Source organism: Alishewanella sp. BS5-314, assembly GCF_025377695.1.
Classification (GTDB): Bacteria; Pseudomonadota; Gammaproteobacteria; order Enterobacterales; family Alteromonadaceae; genus Alishewanella; species Alishewanella aestuarii.
Window position 1 is genome coordinate 2,182,142 of sequence record NZ_JACEHJ010000002.1, and the last position, 20,515, is coordinate 2,202,656.

The 20,515-nt window shown below is 49.1% G+C and carries 20 protein-coding genes; 13 read left to right on the forward strand and 7 right to left on the reverse strand.

Features of this window, described 5'->3' with window-relative positions; translation table 11 throughout:
- Positions 1-15: 15 nt before the first annotated feature.
- The 3 genes from H1D31_RS14735 to H1D31_RS14745 all read left to right on the forward strand — a co-directional run bounded on the left by H1D31_RS14735 (position 16) and on the right by H1D31_RS14745 (position 2,932).
- Positions 16-882, forward strand: a complete 867-nt coding sequence (locus H1D31_RS14735) for a D-amino acid aminotransferase (protein ID WP_261259569.1) — start codon at positions 16-18, stop codon at positions 880-882.
- A 192-nt stretch (positions 883-1,074) separates the two neighbouring features.
- Entirely contained in the window at positions 1,075-1,434 is a 360-nt protein-coding gene (locus tag H1D31_RS17335; RefSeq protein WP_314733002.1) for a pilin, read from the forward strand.
- Between the two features lie 160 nt (positions 1,435-1,594).
- Entirely contained in the window at positions 1,595-2,932 is a 1,338-nt protein-coding gene (locus tag H1D31_RS14745) for an O-antigen ligase family protein (RefSeq protein WP_261259570.1), read from the forward strand.
- Between the two features lie 177 nt (positions 2,933-3,109).
- On the opposite strand, the gene H1D31_RS14750 is transcribed toward H1D31_RS14745, so the two are convergent.
- Positions 3,110-3,928, reverse strand: coding sequence for an NF038132 family protein (locus H1D31_RS14750; protein WP_314733008.1), 819 nt, complete (start codon positions 3,926-3,928; stop codon positions 3,110-3,112).
- 118 nt (positions 3,929-4,046) lie between these two features.
- Here H1D31_RS14750 and H1D31_RS14755 point away from each other — a divergent pair, with 118 nt between their 5' ends.
- From H1D31_RS14755 to yacG, 9 genes are all read left to right on the forward strand, one after another.
- Positions 4,047-4,859 (forward strand): nidogen-like domain-containing protein, encoded by an 813-nt coding sequence (locus H1D31_RS14755; protein WP_261259571.1) that lies wholly within the window; start codon positions 4,047-4,049, stop codon positions 4,857-4,859.
- A gap of 203 nt (positions 4,860-5,062) precedes the next feature.
- On the forward strand, positions 5,063-5,800 hold the full coding sequence (locus H1D31_RS14760) for a PilZ domain-containing protein (RefSeq protein ID WP_261259572.1): 738 nt from the start codon (positions 5,063-5,065) through the stop codon (positions 5,798-5,800).
- A 99-nt stretch (positions 5,801-5,899) separates the two neighbouring features.
- Entirely contained in the window at positions 5,900-6,709 is an 810-nt protein-coding gene (locus tag H1D31_RS14765) for a substrate-binding periplasmic protein (protein WP_261259573.1), read from the forward strand.
- A gap of 188 nt (positions 6,710-6,897) precedes the next feature.
- Positions 6,898-8,598, forward strand: coding sequence for a type IV-A pilus assembly ATPase PilB (gene pilB / locus H1D31_RS14770; RefSeq protein WP_261259574.1), 1,701 nt, complete (start codon positions 6,898-6,900; stop codon positions 8,596-8,598).
- 75 nt (positions 8,599-8,673) lie between these two features.
- A complete protein-coding gene (locus H1D31_RS14775) occupies positions 8,674-9,903 on the forward strand; it encodes a type II secretion system F family protein (RefSeq protein ID WP_261259575.1) in 1,230 nt (409 codons plus the stop codon).
- Complete coding sequence (locus tag H1D31_RS14780; RefSeq protein ID WP_261259576.1) at positions 9,903-10,781, forward strand: prepilin peptidase; 879 nt, start codon at positions 9,903-9,905, stop codon at positions 10,779-10,781. Before H1D31_RS14775 ends, H1D31_RS14780 begins: the two co-directional genes overlap by 1 nt.
- Positions 10,778-11,419, forward strand: coding sequence for a dephospho-CoA kinase (gene coaE, locus H1D31_RS14785; protein ID WP_261259577.1), 642 nt, complete (start codon positions 10,778-10,780; stop codon positions 11,417-11,419). The genes H1D31_RS14780 and coaE overlap by 4 nt, the downstream gene beginning before the upstream one ends.
- Complete coding sequence (gene zapD / locus H1D31_RS14790) at positions 11,409-12,158, forward strand: cell division protein ZapD (RefSeq protein ID WP_261259578.1); 750 nt, start codon at positions 11,409-11,411, stop codon at positions 12,156-12,158. The genes coaE and zapD overlap by 11 nt, the downstream gene beginning before the upstream one ends.
- 60 nt (positions 12,159-12,218) lie before the next feature.
- The gene (gene yacG, locus H1D31_RS14795; RefSeq protein WP_261259579.1) at positions 12,219-12,452 is read left to right on the forward strand and encodes a DNA gyrase inhibitor YacG; all 234 of its coding nucleotides are present in this window, start codon (positions 12,219-12,221) and stop codon (positions 12,450-12,452) included.
- Between the two features lie 9 nt (positions 12,453-12,461).
- Here the strand turns inward: yacG and mutT are convergent, their stop codons facing one another.
- Complete coding sequence (mutT, locus tag H1D31_RS14800) at positions 12,462-12,869, reverse strand: 8-oxo-dGTP diphosphatase MutT (protein ID WP_261259582.1); 408 nt, start codon at positions 12,867-12,869, stop codon at positions 12,462-12,464.
- Positions 12,853-15,573, reverse strand: coding sequence for a preprotein translocase subunit SecA (gene secA / locus H1D31_RS14805; protein WP_261259583.1), 2,721 nt, complete (start codon positions 15,571-15,573; stop codon positions 12,853-12,855). Before secA ends, mutT begins: the two co-directional genes overlap by 17 nt.
- A 237-nt stretch (positions 15,574-15,810) precedes the next feature.
- Here secA and H1D31_RS14810 point away from each other — a divergent pair, with 237 nt between their 5' ends.
- Positions 15,811-16,278 carry a DUF721 domain-containing protein gene (locus H1D31_RS14810; protein ID WP_261259584.1) on the forward strand — a complete coding sequence of 156 codons (468 nt, stop codon included), beginning with the start codon at positions 15,811-15,813 and terminating at the stop codon, positions 16,276-16,278.
- Positions 16,279-16,282: 4 nt separating this feature from the next.
- Here the strand turns inward: H1D31_RS14810 and lpxC are convergent, their stop codons facing one another.
- The 4 genes from lpxC to H1D31_RS14830 form a co-directional block, all read right to left on the reverse strand.
- A complete protein-coding gene (gene lpxC / locus H1D31_RS14815; RefSeq protein ID WP_039924923.1) occupies positions 16,283-17,194 on the reverse strand; it encodes a UDP-3-O-acyl-N-acetylglucosamine deacetylase in 912 nt (303 codons plus the stop codon).
- A 141-nt stretch (positions 17,195-17,335) separates the two neighbouring features.
- On the reverse strand, positions 17,336-18,502 hold the full coding sequence (gene ftsZ / locus H1D31_RS14820; protein WP_008606728.1) for a cell division protein FtsZ: 1,167 nt from the start codon (positions 18,500-18,502) through the stop codon (positions 17,336-17,338).
- Between the two features lie 28 nt (positions 18,503-18,530).
- Entirely contained in the window at positions 18,531-19,766 is a 1,236-nt protein-coding gene (gene ftsA, locus H1D31_RS14825) for a cell division protein FtsA (protein WP_039924862.1), read from the reverse strand.
- Positions 19,763-20,515 carry a cell division protein FtsQ/DivIB gene (locus H1D31_RS14830; RefSeq protein ID WP_008606726.1) on the reverse strand — a complete coding sequence of 251 codons (753 nt, stop codon included), beginning with the start codon at positions 20,513-20,515 and terminating at the stop codon, positions 19,763-19,765. The genes ftsA and H1D31_RS14830 overlap by 4 nt, the downstream gene beginning before the upstream one ends.

A 20,515-nucleotide genomic window follows, 5' to 3' on the forward strand; every position in this document is an offset into this window, starting at 1 on the left:
TGAAATGAGAGCCTTATGAGCACAGTATATTTAAACGGCCAGTTTCTGCCGGCCAGCGAAGCGCGGATTTCACCAATGGATCGCGGCTTTTTATTTGGTGACGGTATCTATGAGGTGATCCCGACCTATCATGGCCGTTATGTTGGCTTTGCACCGCATATTGCACGGATGCACGAAGGCTTAGCCGCGCTTAATATTCAACATGGTATGACCGAGCAGCACTGGCGCGAGCTTTGCGATCAGCTGCTCGAGCTAAACCGGCCAGTGCTGGGTGAGAATCTGGGCGTCTATATTCAGGTAAGCCGCGGTGCCGATACCAAACGCAATCATGCCTTTCCAACCGGCATCAGCCCAACCATTTTTGCTTATACCTTTGCCATCGCCGCCGAGCCGGTGCCGGATAAAACCAGGGTCAGCACCTATAGTGTGGTTACCGCCAACGACTTACGCTGGCAGCGCTGCCATATTAAATCCACCTCCTTGCTGGGTAATGTGTTGCACTATCAATACGGCGTGGAACAGGGCGCGCAGGAAACCCTGCTGTTTGACCGCGACGGCAATTTAACCGAAGGCGCGGCAGTAAATGTATTTGTGATTAAAAACGGCGAAATTGCCACCCCACCACTTAGCAATAAACTCTTACCCGGCGTAACCCGCTTATTGCTACTAGCGATCCTGCGCCAGCACTCGGATTTAAAGGTGGTCGAGCGCGATATCAGCTTCGACGAAGTGCTTAGCGCAGATGAAATCTGGCTAACCAGTTCCAGTAAAGAAATTGCGCCGGTACTTAAGGTGAATGGCCAGCCGGTAGGCAATGGGCAGGTAGGCGATATCTGGCTGGCGGCGCAGCAGCTATTTAGCCAGTATAAGTATCAGTCTTAATCACGAAACAAATAGTACTTTATGGCTATACTTATTAGTGACAATGATCGTGGCTGCAGCAGGAAAAATCTGCGCTACAGCAATAAATTAGTAAAAAACGTTAAAAGCCTTGAAAATTTGCTTGCGCTTTAACAAAAAGCATCCAAAATGGATATTAGCCCCTTGGGCTAATTAAACTCAGGAGATGTTAAAATGAAACGTACACAACAAGGTTTTACCTTAATTGAGTTAATGATCGTAGTAGCGATTATCGGTATTTTGGCTGCTGTAGCTCTGCCTGCCTACCGCGACTATACTCAACGTAGTGCTAATGGCGCGTGTTTAGCTGAAGCAACTTCTTATATGAGCGCAGCAGTTTCGAACTTGGCGGATAACCGTGAGGCGCCTGCATATAATGCTGTATCATGTGCTTCTATCTCTGCCGTCCCAACTATTGAGAATTATAACGGAGATACCGAGATACGCTTTACCTCAAGAACTCGTGGTACTGCAGGTGAACTGCGAAATGTGGTTTGCCGCGCTGGCTCAGGTACTTGTGGACTTTCAACATAAGACTGCAGTTACCAGACTGATTTAGCATAAATTTTAAATCTATTTTTTAGTATCTCAGAAGCCAGCATTTAGCTGGCTTCTTGTTTTGATACACTTGTCTTTATAGTTTTCTACAAAAGCAGCTCGCTCTGGAAATTTTTCGATTGAATTGAAGTTGAAAATGAATATAAAAATTTTCTTGATATCAGCATTTGTTATTCTTTCTACTACTCCACTGGCGAGAACACTAACATTAAACTATTATGACGACAGCAGGATCTATTCTATTTTTGCTATTTTCACTGTAACAATCGCAACTGCCGTTTCAATATTAAAAAATCAAATAAACGACACAACAAAGAGCAACTCAATGCTACTGGCATTGACTTTGACAGGGCTAGCACTATCCACAATAGTAAACCAAGACTTCAACACCATAATAAACGCAGCGAACATACTATTACTAACAATATTCGCCATCAGCTTCAAGCACAAAGACCGCGACATCGATATAATATTTATTACAATATTATTTTCATCAGCAATACTGATAACCAAGTGTTACCTTTACCTCTATTTTACTATAACCGTGGGATACTTTAACGATCCCTTGCTACTCATAGCGAAATTTGAAAATATCAGGTTTTTTAACCAGTTCCAGATATTTGCCTTAGTCTGCACTTTAAAGTACTTAGATCACGAAAAATTAGGAAGACTAGCTTCGTATAACTTATTCTCACAGCTGCTATTTTTATTTTTAACTGGTGGCAGGGGTGTAACGTTAAGTTGGCTGATATTAATTGGTTTGCTGATGATTAATAAAAACCATAGGAGCTTAGCTCATACAGCATTAAAGTATACTCTCGCATCATTTCTAGCATTCATCTTAGTAAATTACCTTTTAACCTTGAATCTAACTGAAGTCTTTTTATTAAGAGGTTCGTCAAGCCTTAGAATGCCCATGTGGCTTGAGGCGCTGAACAACATCACCTGGTCAAATATATTTTATGGATATGGAGGTGGGAACTATAATGAATTTACAAAGATATCTTCGATGTCTCACCCGCATAATTTGATATTACAAATAATTTCTGAGTGGGGTTTGATTTTTAGCGCTGGCTTTCTCGGTTTACTGGCTCTGGCCATTAAAAGAAATGCCTCTTCACTATTTAGCAAAGAAAAAAGCAGCTATACTTTTTTGTTATTGGGCCTTATTGCTGCGCTTGTTAATGCACAATTCGATGGCACTTTTCACAACCCTGTTGGACAGCTACTAAGTTTCACATTCTTGGGGCTACTACTTAACAGAGCTTCATTCTCAGGCAATGAAATAGTTCTGAGCTTTAAACTAGGTCTCTATACCAGAATCCTTTTCGCAACTATCCTGTTTTGCCTTGCAGTGTTTTACTTGTGGTTATGTTGGGCATATTTTATACAAGTGCAAAATAATCCAGCTCCATTCTATGGAGGTCCGTACTTTTGGTTAACTGGAGAAAGATTCGCCCCGCATACATATTAAAATTTATTGAACCATATATGCCCTGCTACCTAATATTAAAATATATCTCATGCAGAGCTAATCTGGAACTGGTAAGAGTTTTCTGGCTCCGCAGAAGAACTTTCTATCGTGTAAAACATTCTCCGGCAATGTTAATTTACCGGAGAATTGGGATTGCAACCCAGGTTTTGAAAAGCCTTAAAGCAGATTGCGGCGACGACGCAACATTAGCAAACCAGAAGACAGCAATAATAGAGTAAAGGGTACTGATACTGCGCCAACCGGCGTACCATTAATGGTTACCGCATCAATGGCCAGACCAGGCTGGAAATTGTTATCAGACCAGTTTACCACACCAAACTCCAGAAAGTAGCTGCCAGTGCTGGCAATACTAAAGCTGGTATTTACCCAACCAGTATAGCCACAGCCAGCATTAAAACAGGTACCCGAAGAACTGCCTAATGGTGACCACACAGGTGCACCAGAAATAATTGGAACTGTTAGTGGGTCAAGAGTGACACTGGGTGCAGGCATACTAAAGCCTGGCACTACAGAACCATTTGGTGTGGTGCGGGCAGTAAATAACAGCGCAACCTGATTGGCACTGCTATCCAATAAACGCGCCCAGGCGCAGTCACCATAGCCGGCTCCGTCTGAGGTGATATAGTTAAAGGAGAAGCGTAGTACATCATCGACGCTGGCATTAAATATGCCAGAGCGTAATACTGAGCCATTTTGCGGGCTACCAGATCCACCGACACCCGCCAAACTTAAGCCTACAACCCCACCAGAGCTAGAAACCCAGGCATAGTTACTACCTCCGTTTGGTGCCAAAGCTACCACACCGTCAGCGCCACTGGCGCCACAGCTACCCTGACAAGACCAGCTGGCTGGAATACCGATATCAAATACCGGTGCTGCTTGTACCGCACCTGACGCGGTCAGTAACAGCGAAGCTGCTACTGTAAATTGTGCTATTTTGATTTCATTTTTAGGTGTCAGCTTATTTAACGAAATCTACAACAATATTGGCACCTTCCAGATTAAGCAATTGATAATAATAAATAATTTTAATTGGCATGCTTCTGGCATTATATTGAAGACATCACCTAACTCCCATTTAAAAGGACTTTATATGAACTTAAAAACGCTTTGCCTCGGTGCCTGCCTGACTATTTTTACTGCGCTACCTGCTTCAGCCGCTATTGTTAGTGGTTTCGACAGTGCCACTTTAGCCCGCAATGACGATGGCTCAACCGGTTTGATAGATCTTGGTTTTACTGCAAATTTTTTCGGCGTTAACTTTACCCAGCTGTATGTCAATAATAACGGTAACGTGACTTTTGACAGTGCACTCAGCACCTTTACTCCTTTTAACCTGACTGCGACCAACCGGCAAATTATTGCGCCCTTTTTTGCTGACGTGGATACCCGCAATAGCGGCAACCCAGTGACTTATGGTCAGGGTTTATGGGATGGCCGTAACGCCTTTGGCGTAAACTGGATTGATGTCGACTATTACTCCAGCTCGGCTGCACATACCAATAAAAATAGCTTTCAGCTAATCCTGGTTGATCGCTCTGATATTGGTGCAGGTGATTTTGATATTATTTTTAACTACGACAAAATTCAGTGGGAAACCGGTACTGCCAGTGGTGGCAATGCGGATGGCTTGGGCGGCAACTCTGCGCGGGCTGGCTTCTCTAATGGTACCGGTCTGGCCGGCACTTTTTTTGAGCTAACCGGTTCAGCCATTAACGGCGCCTTTTTAGATGGCGGCCCTAATGCACTGATTAGCAACCGCCTGAATAGCAATCTTGATGGTCGTTATATCTTTAATGCCCGTAATGGCAGTATTGATCCGACACCTAATCCGGTACCGGCTCCAGCCAGCCTGGCCTTACTTGCAGCAGGCTTGTTGTTATTGCGGCGCCAATCAGCTCGTTAGTCTCAAGCCTGTTAATATGGCTTAAATCATCCAAACCGATGCAGTGTTAGTAAAATGCTGCATCGGTTTTGCTTTTTATGCCGCCAGGTAAATAAATCAGTTACCGCCGTTGCTTGCACAATTTTTCTGCGTCTTGAGCTTGTATAAATTTGATTTTTCTAACATATTAGCCGTTGTTTGTATCTCAGGTCCAGGGACGGCTTATGTCAGACTCCTCACAGCTTTTATTTGAAGAAAGCCCTACTATTAGTGGTAACAACAACGATTGGCTGGGTTTTATTAAAATTGGCCAGCGCTTTGATCTTGAGTTTCTCAGTCAACGCAAAATCCGCTGCGTTTGTGAGTTGCTGGGTTATAGGCCCGGTAAATATGTGCTCTTCCGTCTGGAAGATGACGCCATACCAGATACCTTGCTTATTGCAGGGCTGCCGCTGGTTTGTCGCTTTCTGATTGAAGATGCATTGGGTGAGTGTTTTGCTTTTCGCAGTGAGTTACTGCATCTTATCCGCTTTCCGGATAAGGTGATATTGATAAGTTTTCCACAAAGTGTTCAGCGCCGGGCGCTGCGCAATGAAAAGCGTAGCAGCATTTACTTAGATGCCAGCTTGCAGCTCTATCTGGTAAAAGCCAGCAAACCGGTAATAGTACCGGGGCAGATTATTGATATTTCGAAAAATGGCTGCCGTTTCCTATTTAGCACCCTGTTTAAACCCGAGCAAATCCGGCTGGCCGCTGTACTGGTCCAGCTTAGCGAAGCACCAGAGGGCCTACCCAAGATACTCAGTGGCACCATTCGCAATGCCAGAATTGACGAATATGGCTTAACCGCTGGCATTCAGTTTGAAACACCACAACTGCAGCTGGTCACCCAACTTGCCGAACAAAATCCGGCCGCTACCGGTATAGCATTGCAATACCGGCTGTCCAAACCGGCAGACTGACGCCTATTGCCAACTGGAAAACTTCAGCTATCCGAGCTGGCATTACCCAAAGTGCCAGCTACACTAAAGGTAAAATCAAAACCTGTAAGGAGTTTTGCTATGCGCAGTCTTCCTTTAATGCTGGTTCTACTGTTAACACTCTTTTTGCTGGCCTGCCAGCCAGCAGCCGAACATACCAAGATCGAAGAGACGACAACCACAGCGGCAGTACAACCTGCGCCAGGCTGCACCCTTAGAGCAGGTTTTGACGCCTGGGAACCCTATCACTATCTTGGTCAGGCAGAACAACCGCAGGGTCTGGATATCGAGATTTTGCAAGCAGTTGCTGCTGAGCTTAACTGTGAGCTGACCCTGCAACAAGATACCTGGGCCGCCTTGCTGGCGCGGTTACAAAGTGGCGAACTGGATATTTTACCCGGTGCCTCGCGCAGTACTGAACGTGAGCGCTACGCCTGGTTTGCCGGCCCCTACCGGCAAGAACAGTTTGTGCTGTATGGCCGTACCGAGACTGCACTTAACTTCCCTAATGTGCTGGCCCTGGTGGCTGCCGGCCATAAGGTTGGCCTGGTAAGCGGCTATTATTATGGCGCTGAGATTGATGAGTTATTAGGGCAGCAACCCGATGCCTTTGTCAGTGCTCAACTTAGTGAATTAAATATGGCGCGTTTACTGGATGAGGAAATCAGCGCGTTGTTGGAGGACAGTATGGTCGCTACCGCCATCTTGCGCCGCAAAGGGCTGGATCGCTATATTAGCGCCACCGCTATCAGTTTGCCGGCCTCGGATGTTTATCTGATGCTAAGCAAGGCCAGTATGGGTGAGCCGCAGCTGCAAGAGATTGCCAATGCTATCAGTCGTTTACAGCAAAATGGCAAGCTAACACAGCTAATCCGGCAATATCAGCGCTAACTCTGATTGAAACGTGCTGGCAACAATTTGACTGGCTTTTTTACACTTTAACATTTACAGCACAGCCCGCTTAGCAGCAGGCTGTGCCGGCAGGGATGAATATAGCAGTAAACCTTGAATAACTAAGGGATACTGGCATAATCAGAGGTATCTGATAATTGAATATTTTCTGGGATATATAGCCGGTTATGGCAGTAAATACCAACTCTACCTTACTTAAGCGCTTAATTCAGCAGGGCTTTATCGATGGTGATAAAGCGCAGCGGCTGGTGGTAGAAAAATCCCGCCAATACAAAACCTTACCAGAACTCCTTATCGCTGAAAAATTACTGGATGCCAATACGCTGGCTGAAGTGGCGGCCAGCGTCGGTAATCATTTGACCTTAGATCTGGAGCATTTTAACCCAGCTTCAATTCCCGATGAGCTGCGTAACGAAAAACTAACCCGTAAAACCGATATGCTGCCACTAAACAAACGTGGCCGTACTATGTATCTGGCAGTGGTAGACCCGACCAATATCGCCGCTATCGAAGACTTTGAATTTAATGCCGGCATGAATGCGGAAGTCGTGGTAGTAAACTACGATAAGCTACATAAGCTGGTCGAAAAACTCTTTGAAAATGCCTATAACAGCCTGGGTGGAGGGGATAGCGACTGGGATCTTTCTGCTATGGGGGTGGTGGAGGAAGCCGATGACGAGGGCGTTTCTGCGCAGCCGGATAAAGACGATCAGCCGATTATTACCTTTATCAATAAAATTCTGCTGGATGCCATCCGCAAAGGCGCGTCCGATTTGCACTTTGAACCCTATGAAAAAGCATACCGCATTCGCTTTCGGATTGATGGTATTTTAAATGAAGTCGCCAGCCCACCCGTTGCCTTAGCAACCCGTCTATCGGCACGGTTAAAGGTGATGTCGCGACTGGATATTGCCGAAAAACGTATTCCGCAGGATGGCCGGATTAAACTTAAACTCTCCGCCAAAAAATCGATTGATTTTCGCGTTAGCACCCTGCCAACGCTGTGGGGAGAGAAAATTGTAATGCGGATCCTCGACTCTGACAGTGCGATGCTGGGCATTGATGTGCTGGGTTATGAACCGGAGCAAAAGCAGCGTTATCTGGATGCGCTGGCGCAGCCGCAGGGTATGATCCTGGTTACCGGCCCCACCGGTAGCGGTAAAACGGTATCGCTGTATACCGGCTTAAATATTCTAAATACCGAAGAAACCAATATTTCCACCGCGGAAGATCCGGTCGAAATTAACCTGCCGGGGATTAACCAGGTACAGGTTAACCCTCGCGCTGGCCTGACCTTTGCCTCAGCCCTGAAAGCGTTCTTACGGCAAGATCCGGATGTGGTGATGGTGGGGGAAATCCGGGATTTGGAAACCGCTGAAATTGCCATTAAAGCGGCGCAAACCGGCCACCTGGTATTATCGACGCTGCACACCAACTCCGCACCGGAAACGCTAACCCGTTTGTTAAATATGGGCGTACCAGCCTATAACGTAGCCAGCTCGGTCTCACTGATTATTGCACAGCGGCTGGCCCGCCGGCTTTGCCCCAAGTGTAAGCAACCGGAGCATATTCCGCCGGCCGAGCTACTACGCCAGGGTTTTCGCGAAGATCAGCTGGATAAAATTACTATCTTTAAGCCGGTGGGCTGTGAGCATTGTACTGGCGGCTATAAAGGCCGGGTCGGTATTTATGAAGTAATGCCGATTAGCCCCAAGATGGCCGATATTATTATGGAAAACGGTAATTCATTGGATATTGCCAGCCAGGCCCAGCTTGAAGGCATTAATAACCTGCGCCAATCCGGCCTGATTAAAGCCGCAGCCGGCGTGACCAGCCTGGCGGAAGTAAACCGGGTGACGAAAGGCTAAAGGTTTGTTATAAGGTAGCTTTTGGCCACTATACTCTAGTTATTCGAGCGGTCCGCGCATACAAGGAATCAGCAGATGGCGCAGTCAACAAAATATAAAATTAAAGAACTGCAGGTCTTTCTCTATAAAGGGATTAACCGCAAAGGCGATAAGCGTAATGGTGAAATTAAGGCCACCAGTATTGCTGAAGCCAAAGCATTACTACGCCAGCAAGGTGTCACCCCTTCTGCCGTGAAGAAAAAGCCGAAATCACTCTTTGGTGACGAAAAACGTATTAGCGCCATGGATATCGCGGTAGTTACCCGGCAAATTGCAACCATGTTGGGTGCCGGGGTACCGCTGGTGCAATCTATCGATTTGATTGCTAATGGCTCAGATAATAAAAGCCTACGCGCCCTGATGCAAAAAATCTCAATTAAAATTCAGGCTGGTTTACCGCTATCCGATACCTTACGCGAACACCCCAAATATTTTGATGATCTGTACTGTGATTTAGTTAAATCCGGTGAGCAATCCGGTGCTTTAGATAAAATCTTTGACCGTATTGCCATCTATAAAGAAAAAGCGGAAGCGTTAAAATCTAAGATTAAAAAAGCGATGTTTTATCCTACTGCAGTTATGGTTGTTGCAGGCTTAGTTACTTCAGTCTTGTTGATCTTCGTTGTACCTCAGTTTGCCGAGATTTTTAGTAGTTTTGGGGCTGAATTACCAGCGTTTACACAGTTTGTATTGGGCATATCCGAATTAATGCAAGAGTATTGGTGGGTTGTATTAGGTTTAGTGATTATTGCTGGCTATTTAACATCGAAGAGCTATAGAACAAGTTTGAAATTCCGTACCGCTTGTGATGCCATGCTATTAAAAGCGCCTATATTTGGTATGATTTTTAATAAAGCAGCGGTCGCTCGATACGCACGTACGCTATCAACCACCTTCGCTGCTGGTGTGCCCTTGATTGAAGCTTTAGAGTCCGCCGCCGGAGCAGCAGGTAACGAAATCTATAAGAAAGCTATCCTCGACGTGCGAGATGAAGTTTCATCAGGTAACCAAATGCATTTTGCTATGAAACAAACCAATCAATTCCCGGAAATGGTGGTACAGATGGTCTCGATTGGTGAAGAGTCCGGTTCGCTGGATAGTATGCTGGCTAAGGTTGCCAATATTTATGAGCAGGAAGTCGATGATGCCGTTGATGGCCTGACAGCGCTATTGGAACCACTCATTATGGCGGTGTTAGGTGTGATTATCGGCGGCCTGATTGTCGCGATGTATCTGCCAATCTTCCAGATGGGTAATATTATCTAATGACTGAATTTATAGCTCTAATAAGCAGCCATCCCGGGTTGTTTTTGGCATTGATCTTTGTCTTTAGCCTGGTTATTGGCAGCTTTTTAAATGTCGTAATTTACCGGCTACCCAAGATGATGGAGCTGGAATGGCAAAGCGAATTTCAGGCCTATTTTCAACCAGAGAGCCAAAGTGCCGCACCCGCCCGCTATAATCTGGCGGTACCGCGCTCGGCCTGCCCCAGTTGCCATACCCCTATTGCGGCGCGGGATAATATCCCGCTGTTAAGCTATCTGTTATTAAAAGGCCGCTGCCGGCATTGTCAGGCACCAATTAGCCTGCGTTATCCGGCGGTAGAGCTGCTGACAGCACTATTAGCAACCATGGTTGCCTGGCAGTTTGGCCCTAGCTTGACTACCTTGGTGTTAATTGTTGTTACCTTTGGTTTGGTGGCGCTCACCTTTATTGATATTGATAAGATGCTGCTACCCGATCAGCTTACTCTGCCGCTGCTGTGGTTAGCCCTGCTATTTAGCCTAACCGATGCGGCCCTGGTAGACCCTGCCAGTGCCATTGTCGGCGCTGCGGCCGGTTATCTTAGCCTCTGGTCAGTTTACTGGGCCTTTAAGCTGCTGACCGGCAAAGAAGGTATGGGCTATGGTGATTTTAAACTGCTGGCGGTATTTGGTGCCCTGCTTGGCTGGCAACAACTGCCACTGATTATTTTGCTGTCATCTCTGGTTGGCGCAGTGATCGGTGCCTCGATGCTGGCGATCCAGGGCAAAGATAAAGCCACTCCTATTCCATTTGGTCCCTATATTGCTGCCGCCGGTTGGATTGCCCTGTTGTGGGGTGAACAACTGACTAACGCTTACCTGGCCTATCTGGGGTTATGAGTGCGGTTACCGGCAAGCTGCTGATTGGCCTGACCGGTGGTATCGGCAGTGGTAAAAGTACTGTTGCCGAGGCATTTCGAGAGCTGGGCGCCGACTATGTTGACGCCGATCAGGTAGCACGGCAGGTGGTCGCACCAGGCTCTGCCTGCCTGCAGCGCATTGTTGAGCACTTTGGCCCGCAGATCCTGAATAGCGATGCCAGTCTTAATCGCCCACTGCTGCGCCAGCTGATCTTTAGCGATGCCGCAGAAAAACTCTGGTTGGAACAATTACTGCACCCGGCGATCCGCGAGCAGCTGTTTCAGCAATTAAAACAGTTAACCACGCCCTATGCGCTGCTGGTGGCACCATTGCTGCTGGAGAATCAGCTGGACCAATTTACCGATCGGGTGTTGGTAGTGGATATTAGCGAGCAAACCCAGCTAAGCCGCACTATGACACGGGATCAGAACAGTGCTGAACAGGTAAAAGCCATCATGGCGAGCCAGCTTAGTCGTAGTGCCAGACTGGCGCGAGCTGATGATTTGCTGGACAATAACGGCAACCTGGCGCAACTTATTGAACAAATTCAGCATTTACATGAAAAATATCTTGAACTTAGCCAGGAAATAAGACACAAAGAGCAGTATGACTGCTGAAATAGTATACGAACATCCACTGAATAATAAAATCCGTACCTATCTGCGGATTGAGCATCTGTTTACCCAATTATCAGCGCTCGGCCAGCAAGGCGGTGAAGCGCAGCAGCTAAGCTTCTTTACTACCCTGTTTGCGCTGATTGATGTGCTGGATCGCTCTGATATTAAACCCGATCTGCTAAAAGATTTAGAGCGCTGCGAGAGTCAACTGGTCCTCTGGTCGCGCCACCCTTCAGTCTCCGATCAGAAGTTACAAGCCCTACTGCAGCAAGCGCTGCGTTTTCAAACCGAATTACTCCGCGCCGGCAAATTAGCACAGGCGTTAAAAGAAGATAAGTTCCTGGCGCCGTTACGCCAGCGTTTTGCGCTACCCGGTGGCTGTTGCTATTTTGATGTACCACAACTGCAGTACTGGCTTAGCCTGCCAGATGCCGAGCAGCGACAGCAATTTAGTGACTGGCTAAGCCAGCTCGCGCTGACCGAGCAGGCGCTGGCCTTTGTGCTGAATTTTATCCGCCAGCGCGGCGAATTTACACAAATTGAAGCAGAGAATGGTTTCTTTCAGCAAAACGCTGAACAATTCGAGTTGCTGCGGATTAAATATACCCACGCCTGTTGTTCCTTCCCCACCGTCAGCGGTAACAGATACCGCTATGCGATCCGCTTTATGCAATTATCAGAGCAGGATGGCCGTAGCGCCTGTGCCGAATCGGTTCAATTCCAGCTCGCCTGCTGCTAAACCTGCGCCAGCAGCCAAATTCTGCTAGAATCGCGCAGCTGTTGTCTGAAAGGAGCCGTTATGACTGCGACCGTATTATGTCCAACTTGCCAAAAGACAGTTGTCTGGTCTGCTGCCTCACCGTTTCGCCCGTTTTGCTCTGAGCGCTGTAAGTTAATTGATTTGGGCGACTGGGCAGCGGAAAACCACCGTATTGCCGATAAAAGCAGTATTGATCCTGAGTTGTCAGAGCAATTTCTGGCTGAACTGGAGCAGGAGATGCTGGCAGCGGATAACCGCTTTTTTAAAGACTAAGACAGCAGTTCAGCTGAACTGCTGTTGTAAGCGGGTAACGATAGGTTGGTTGGCATCAGGCAGTGCCAGGCTGTTCAGCTGCTGCACCGGTACCCAGAGCAATGGCTGACCTTCAGCGCCATGCGGTTCGCCACTAAAGGCGGTAACCAGATAAATATCCAGCAACACTTCCCGCTCCGGATAATCATGGCTTAGCTGCATCAAAGGCTCAGCGGCGGTGACTGTAATGCCAATTTCCTCCTGCAGCTCACGCCCCAGTGCGGATAACACTGACTCGCCTTGCTCTAATTTGCCGCCGGGAAATTCCCAGCGATCACCCTGATGCTTGCTGGCATGGCGCTTCGCCAGTAGCACCTGTTGTTGCTGCAGGATCACGCCGACAGCAACATGCAACCTGGGCTTAGCTGAGCTGACCATGGCAGTGCTTATATTTTTTACCAGAGCCACAAGGACAGGGATCGTTACGGCCAACCTTCATACCATCCCGGTATACCGGGGCTGTACCACGTACGCTGTCTGGCAGCTCACCGCCGACTTGCTCGGCTTCAGCATGCTGATACTGGTGTGGTACCTGATCGGCTTTACGACGCTGCGCTTCGACTGCCTCGACATCTTCTGAGGCACGAACCTGCACCCGGCTTAAAATACCGATCACATCCAGCTTCAGGTTTTCCAGCATCGTCGTAAAGAGTTCAAAGGCTTCGCGCTTGTATTCCTGTTTCGGGTTCTTCTGCGCATAGCCGCGCAAGTTGATGCCCTGGCGCAGGTGATCCATCGCCGCCAGATGTTCTTTCCAGTGGCTGTCCAGACTTTGCAGCATTATCGCTTTTTCGAACTGCCGCAGCACCTGCTCACCAACCATCTGCTCTTTCAGTGCATAGGCCGCAGCCACATCCTGCTGAATACGCTCACGCAGTTTTTCTTCAAACAGTTTTTTATCGTCTTTCAGCCACTGACCAACCGGTAACTCAACGCCGAAATCCGCCTGTAAACGTTGTTCCAGGCCCGGGATATCCCACATTTCGTCCAGCGATTGTGGCGGGATATATTCGTTAATGACCCGCTCTACCACGTCTTCACGGATCGCATTAATCGTATCAGCGATATCAGTAGCATCCAGCAGGTCATTACGCTGCTCGTACACCACTTTACGCTGATCGTTAGCCACATCATCAAATTCCAGCAGCTGTTTACGGATATCAAAGTTACGCGCTTCGACTTTGCGCTGCGCATTTTCGATCGCCCGGCTAACCCAGGGGTGCTCGATAGCCTCACCCGGTGCCATACCCAGACGGCGCATCATGCCCGCCATGCGATCTGAGGCGAAAATCCGCATCAGCGCATCTTCCAGTGACAGATAGAAGCGTGATGAACCCGGGTCACCTTGCCGGCCGGCACGGCCACGCAGCTGGTTATCGATACGGCGCGATTCATGCCGCTCAGTACCTATGATATGTAAGCCACCCGCGGCGATCACCGCATCATGCCGCTGTTGCCAGTCGGTACGGGTTTTTTCGATCAGTTCACTGCTGGCATCAGGTCCCAGCGCTTTTAATTCTGCTTGTAAGCTACCACCGAGCACGATATCGGTACCGCGGCCGGCCATATTAGTAGCGATGGTAACGGTGCCAGGACGACCAGCGTCGGCAATAATCTGCGCCTCGTTGGCGTGGAATTTGGCGTTCAGTACCTGATGCTTAATTTTGGCTTTATTCAGCAGGCTGGATAAATACTCTGAGCTTTCAATTGAGGCAGTACCCACCAGAACCGGCCGACCAGCATCGCGCGCCTGCAGCACATCGGCGATAATGGCGTTATATTTATCCTCGGCGGTCAGATACACCAGATCCGCCATATCATCGCGCACCATTGGCTTATTGGTCGGTACCACGATGGTTTCCAGGCCATAGATTTGCTGGAATTCAAAGGCTTCAGTATCGGCAGTACCGGTCATACCGGCCAGCTTGTCGTATAAACGGAAATAGTTCTGGAAAGTAATTGAAGCCAGCGTCTGGTTCTCGTTCTGGATCCGTACGCCTTCTTTAGCTTCCACCGCCTGGTGCAGGCCCTCAGACCAGCGCCGGCCTTCCATAGTACGGCCGGTATGCTCGTCAACAATCACGATTTCGCCGTCTTTTACCACATAATCCACATCGCGTTTAAACAGCTGATGGGCACGTAAGGCAGCGTAAACGTGGTGCAACAAGGTAATATTGGCCGCAGAGAACAGGGTATCGTGTTCGGCGATCAGTCCCTGCTCACGCAGCATATCTTCGACTTTGATCTGGCCTTGCTCGGTCAGGTACACCTGGCGCGCTTTCTCATCAACGGTAAAGTGGCCGTCGCCATGTTTGCCTTCTTCGTCTTCTTTATCCTGCTTTTCCAGCAACGGCACCAGCTTATTGATCTGCTTATACAGCTCAGAGCTGTCTTCAGCCGGGCCTGAGATAATCAGCGGCGTACGGGCTTCGTCAATCAGAATGGAGTCAACTTCGTCGATAATGGCATAGGCCAGATCGCGCTGTACGCGATCTTGCGGCGAAAACGCCATATTATCACGCAGGTAGTCAAAGCCGAATTCGTTGTTGGTACCATAGGTAATGTCAGCAGCGTAGGCTTGTTGCTTTTCATGATGTGCCATCCCCGGCACGTTTACGCCAACGGTTAGCCCCAGGAAGGTAAATAAGGGTTCGTTGGTTTGGGCGTCGCGCTTGGCCAGGTAATCGTTAACGGTGATCACATGCACCGATTTACCACTTAATGCATTCAGGTAGGCTGGCAGGGTCGCGGTCAGGGTTTTACCCTCACCAGTACGCATTTCTGAGATCTTGCCCTGATGCAGCACCATACCACCAATCAACTGCACGTCGAAATGGCGCATATTGAACACCCGCTTACTGGCTTCACGCACAGTTGCAAAGGCTTCCGGCAGGATGTCATCCAAAGTAGCGCCGGCCTGAACCCGCTGCTTAAATTCGCTGGTTTTTTCTTTTAGTTGTTCATCACTCAGCTTGGTAAACTGCTCTTCCAGGGCATTAATCTGAAGCACAGTTTTTTTGAGTTTCTTTAAAAAGCGGTCGTTACGGCTGCCAATCAATTTGGCGAAGAGTTTTCCAAACATTATCCCAATACCATTCTTAGTTGAAACTGCCAGCCCCAGCCGGCATTACTTGCCCTGAGTGTTGCTGCAGCCCTGGCTTCGCCAGTGTTATTCGTATGCTGTGACCCGCGCAGCAGGCCAGTACCGGCAGATGTTAGCAGGATATGGCGCTATTGACAGTGCCTTTCAAGGGCAAAGCTATGGCCACCACTAAAAAACTGCTAAACTGCAGCTTCAGTCTGCCAGGTCAATGATCCGATGAAACGTTATAATCACAAACCGGAAGATCTTTCTCATTTACTGAGCAACAGTCCACTGGCCACAGTGCAACAGCAATACAGCCTGTTGCAGCAATTCAATACCGAACTGGCCGCCCTTCTCCAATTACCGGACCTGGGGTTTTGTCAGGTGGTGAATCTGAAAGACGGACGAGCGGTGATCCTGTGCAGCTCAGCAGCCTGGGCTACCCGACTGAAAATGCAGCGCGACGCCATTTTAGCCAATTTCCGGCAAAAAATCTTGCCTGATTTAGCGGGTCTTGACATTGAGGTTTCGCCAAACGGGCAAAATAGCAGGTTTAGTGTGCAGGAGACGGCCGCTAAGCCTTATCAGCCCAGCAAAACAGCGCTGAGCGAGCAAACCAGACAGCAATTATCGCAGTTAGCAGAACAAACGGCAGGGCCGCTGCAACAAGCATTACAACGCCTGTTGCAGGGGAAAAATTAGCGATTTACGCCAGTTGCGGCGCCAGATAGGAGATTGGCAGCTCGGCTTTATCGTCAAAGGTGGCAAATTCCCAGTTTTCCTGATTAGCCAGTACCGCAGCCAACAGCTGGTTGTTCAGCGCATGCCCGGTCTTAAAGGATTTGAACTCACCCAGAATACTGTAGCCAGCCATGTAAAGGTCACCAATGGCATCCAGGATCTTGTGCTTGATAAATTCGTCTTCGTAGCGCAAGCCATCCTGATTTAATACGCGGTACTCATCCAGTACCACCGCATTATCCATACTACCGCCGAGCGCCAGATTATTCGCCCGCAGATACTCAACTTCATGCAGGAAACCGAAAGTACGGGCACGGCTGATTTCTTTAATAAAGGCGGCAGCTGAGAAATCCATCACCAGATGCTGTGTGGTTTCAGAGATCACCGGATGGTTAAAGCTGATGGCAAAGTCGAGCTTAAAGCCATTGTAAGGCTTAAACTCGGCCCATTTATCGCCATCTTCAACCCGAACCGGCCGCTTGATGCGGATAAACTTTTTCGCCAGCCGCTGTTCGCTGATGCCAGCTTCCAGCAACAGGTAAACAAAAGGATTGGCGCTACCGTCCATAATCGGAATTTCCGGGGCATCGACATCAATCACCAGATTATCGATGCCAAGTCCAGCGATAGCGGCCATTAAATGTTCTGTAGTAGACAGGCGCACGCCCTGCTCATTGATTAAACAGGTACACATGACCGTATCACCCACCAGAGAGGGGGTGATTTTAAAGTCAACTACCGGGTCCAGATCAACACGACGGAAAATAATTCCCGTGTTATCAGGCGCAGGCCGGAGAGTAAGCGTAACCTTTTCACCTTTGTGTAATCCAACACCGACGGTGCTGACGATTTGGCTGATGGTACGTTGTTTAATCATAATTTTATCCTGCTCATTATCTAAGCAAACAAAATGGGCGCGCAGCATAACACATGCAAGACACTATGCCAAATAGTGACTGAACAGCGGATGAACTGCATCTGCTGCCTGACGCCTGTCTACCGTGCAACAGCGCGGACCTTAGTCCGCTTGTTTACGCAAGAACGCCGGGATATCAAAAATATCGATACCGCCGCCTTTCACTTCCGGTTGTACCTTAGGCTGTAACATTTCTTCGCGCTGCACTGCTGGCTGCGGTGCACTTTGCCGCATGGTGTTACCATGTTGTACATAACCGTGGTTCACCGGCTCAGGGCGGTGAGTTGGTACCAGGCTGATATCTGGCTTGCGATCAGCACCAATACCGGTTGCTACTACAGTAACCCGCAGCTCATCACGCATTTCCGGATCAATTACGGCACCGACAACCACAGTCGCATTTTCAGACGCGAAGGCTTTTACGGCGTTACCGACCGTTTCAAACTCTTCGATACTGATATCCAGACCCGCAGTGATGTTAACCAGAATGCCCTTAGCGCCAGACAAATCAATATCTTCCAGCAGCGGGCTGGAAATGGCTTGCTCGGCGGCTTCTTCGGCACGGTCCGGGCCAGTAGCGCGGCCAGTACCCATCATCGCAGTGCCCATTTCCGACATTACTGTACGTACGTCGGCAAAGTCCACGTTGATCAGACCCGGCCGGGTAATTAACTCGGCAATACCCTGTACTGCGCCCAGTAATACGTTATTGGCGGCTTTAAACGCATCCAGCAAGCTCGTACCCTTGCCTAGTACTTTTAATAACTTGTCGTTCGGGATGGTGATCAATGAATCGACATGTTGGCTTAGCTCGCTAATCCCTTCGTCGGCAAAGGCGCTGCGCTTTTTACCTTCGAACGGGAATGGCTTGGTCACTACGGCAACCGTCAGGATCCCCAGTTCTTTAGCCACTTCGGCAACGATAGGTGCTGCCCCGGTACCAGTACCACCGCCCATGCCAGCAGCGATAAATACCATATCTGCGCCCTGCAGGGTTTTCTTGATGGTTTCCCGATCTTCCTCAGCAGAACGACGCCCGATCTCCGGATTGGCGCCGGCACCCAGACCTTTGGTCACACCCGCGCCTAGCTGCAGGGTGACATTGGCTGAGGAATTACGCAGCGCCTGGGCATCGGTATTGGCAGCAATAAACTCTACCCCTTCGATATTACTGGCGACCATATATTCCACGGCGTTACCGCCGCCACCGCCAACCCCTACTACTTTAATGACAGCTTCTTCGCTGTGGTTTTCCATTAACTCAAACATAGCTCTCTCTCCGTTTTTTTACGCTTACTTAAAATTGACCGTTAAACCAGCTGCTGATTTTTTTCAGCCAGCCGCTGACAGATTCCCGGCTCTGACCGGCAGCTTTTTGCTGGCTGCGCACATCTTTGCCATAAAGTAATAAGCCAATGACGCTGGCATAAGCCGGGTCACTGACATAATCCCGTAGTCCGGTAACATGCATCGGATAACCGAGTCGTACCGGCATCTGGAAAATATCTTCTGCAAACTCGACCGCACCTTCCATCTTGGCGGTACCACCGGTTAGCACCAAACCGGCAGCAATCTGCTCTTCCAAACCACTGGAGCGGATCTCTTCCAACACCAGTTCAAACAATTCCTGGTAACGCGGCTCTACCACTTCTGCCAGCGTATGACGCGACATAGAACGGGCTGGGCGGCCACCGACACTGGGTACTTCGATACTTTCTTCTTTCCCCACCATACTGCGCAGGGCACAGGCATACTGCACCTTAATGTCTTCAGCATGGCTGATTGGTGTGCGGAAAATCTTGGCAATATCACTGGTCACCTGATTACCGGCCACCGGGATCACTGCGGTATGTCGCAGAGCACCATTGGTGAAGATGGCGATATCAATGGTGCCGCCACCAATGTCAACCACGCAGACACCGAGTTCTTTCTCATCATCAGTCAGTACCGCATAACTGGACGCCAGGGCGCTGAAAATCAGTTGATCAACCTGTAAGCCGCAACGCTCAACACACTTTTCAATATTCTTCGCCATATCATTGGCGCAGGTGATGATATGGGCACGGGCCTCCATCCGTACACCTGACATGCCAACCGGGCTTTTAATACCTTCCTGCATATCAACCGAAAACTCTTGCGGTAACACATGCAGCATCCGGCGCTCGGCAGAGATCGGCACTGACTTGGCAGCATGGATCACGCTGGCCACATCATCGGCCGTTACCTCGGTATCATTGATCGGTACCATCCCGCTTTCGTTCTGGCAGCGGATATGCTTACCGGTGATCCCCAGATACACCGAGGAGACCTGGCAATCGGCCATCAGTTCGGCCTCGTTAATGGCGCGTTGCACCGCCTGCACCACCAGGTTCAGATCGTTGACGCCACCTTTATCCATACCCCGCGAGGCATGAGTGCCGACGCCGACGATGCTTAACTGGTTGTCGGCGGTGATCTCACCCACTACCGCCTTTATCTGGGCGGTGCCGATATCCAGACCAACAATCAAATCCCGTTCTGCTGACTTTGTCATGTTTTTCTCTTAGTGTCTGTTACTGCATAGCGCACGGCAATACCCGTGTCATAACGTAAATCCACCTCAGCCATCCCGGCCTGGTGCTGTTGCATCGTCGGGTACAACTCAATAAAGCGTTGTAACCGCTTCAGCGTATCTTCGCGGCCCAGCTGCAAACTCAGGCCATCGGCCAGTTCCAGCCGCCAGGCAAAGCGTTCGGTTAAATACACTTTTTGCACATCAAACTGATGCAGCGCCATTAACTGCTGCATGCGGCCGAACATGTTCAGGGCATCCTGCTCGGTCCCATCCGGACCGTACAGCCAGGGCAAGGGTTGGTTCAGTTGTTGTATTGGGGCAGCAAACACCTGCCCTTTCTCGTTCAGTAACTGCTCACCATTCCAAATTGCTACCGGCTGCTGTTCCGTTACCACTACCACCAGCGTATCAGGCCAAAGTTTGCGCACGGCACTCTGATACACCCATGGCTGCTGTTGCAGGAACTGCTGCACCTGATCCACGTCCACCCGAAAAAAATTACCCACATATTCCTGATGCAAGCGCTGCTGCAGGCTGTTGACATCCAACTGCTGAAACTTGCCATACAACCGTACCTGCGAAATCGGCGCACTTTGTTGATCCCGTACCCAGTTGCGCACCTCGGCAATCAGATACAGTAAAAACAATATCGAACAGACAAAGAACACCAGGCCCAGCACAAACTCGGTGCGGCTGCGTGGTGTGATCTGCGTCTGCTCAGCTTTCAT